Consider the following 1,064-nt stretch of genomic DNA (forward strand, 5'->3'; position numbering starts at 1 on the left):
CAAAGCTCCAAACGACTTTTTGTAGGGAAATATTACTTTTCATAGACAAAACCGTTTTTAAACGGCATTCATTATCAAAAAAGCCTCCCGAGGGAGGCTTTTTAAGTAGTAGCTGAAACAATCAACTGGATTATTTACGGCTATTATAGATTTGGTCAAAGGTCGCCCCATTCACAAAGTGGGTCTTTTGAGCATTGGCCCAACCACCAAACACTTCATCAATGGTGAAGGTTTTTAACGGTGGAAATTGCGCTTTATATTTTTCTAGAATTGCAGCATTACGCGGACGATAGAAGTGTTTCGCCGCCATTTCCTGACCCAGTGGTGAATATAAATAGTTGATATACCCCTGTGCTAACCACTTGTTACCATTTTTCGCCACGGTCTTATCCACGATTGCCACCGAAGGCTCAGTTAAAATCGAGATCGATGGATAAACAATATCGAACTGATTTTTACCTAAAGTTTTTTGTGTCACTAAGGCTTCATTTTCCCAAGTCAACAACACATCACCAATGCGACGTTCTGCAAAGGTGGTCATAGACGCCCGTGCCGCAGAGTCCATCACTTTCACGTTATGGTACATTTTACCCACGAACTCTTTGGCTTTGGCCTCATTACCACCGGGTTGTTTCAGTGCATAACCCCAAGCAGACAGATACACCCAACGTGGTAGACCGCCTGTTTTAGGATTAGGCGTAATAATTTGTACACCCGGTTTGGTTAAATCAGACCAGTCCTTAATTTTTTTCGGGTTGCCTTTGCGTACCATGAACACAATGGTCGATGTATAAGGTGCAGAGTTATTTGGGAACTCTTTTTGCCAACCCGGCTGAATTTGACCCGATTTGACAATTTCTTCAATGTCATTGGCTAAGGCCAAGGTCACCACATCCCCTTTTAGACCATCAACGACCGAACGGGCTTGTTTACCTGAACCACCGTGTGACTGTTTAAAGTCGACCGTTTGTCCTGTACGACTTTGCCAATAAGCACCAAAGGATTTATTGAACTCATCGTAAAATTCACGTGTTGCATCATAGGAGACATTGAGCATAGTACGG

1 protein-coding gene is annotated in these 1,064 nt (G+C 43.0%); it reads right to left on the reverse strand.

Translation table 11 applies throughout. The features are described from left to right. Positions 1–130: 130 nt before the first annotated feature. A partial coding sequence (locus PVW51_RS24255; RefSeq protein WP_443288772.1) for a sulfate ABC transporter substrate-binding protein occupies positions 131–1,064 on the reverse strand: 934 nt, incomplete at its 5' end.

Origin of the sequence: Sulfitobacter sp. PR48 (genome assembly GCF_028807335.1) — a bacterium.
Lineage (GTDB): Bacteria > Pseudomonadota > Alphaproteobacteria > Rhodobacterales > Rhodobacteraceae > Sulfitobacter.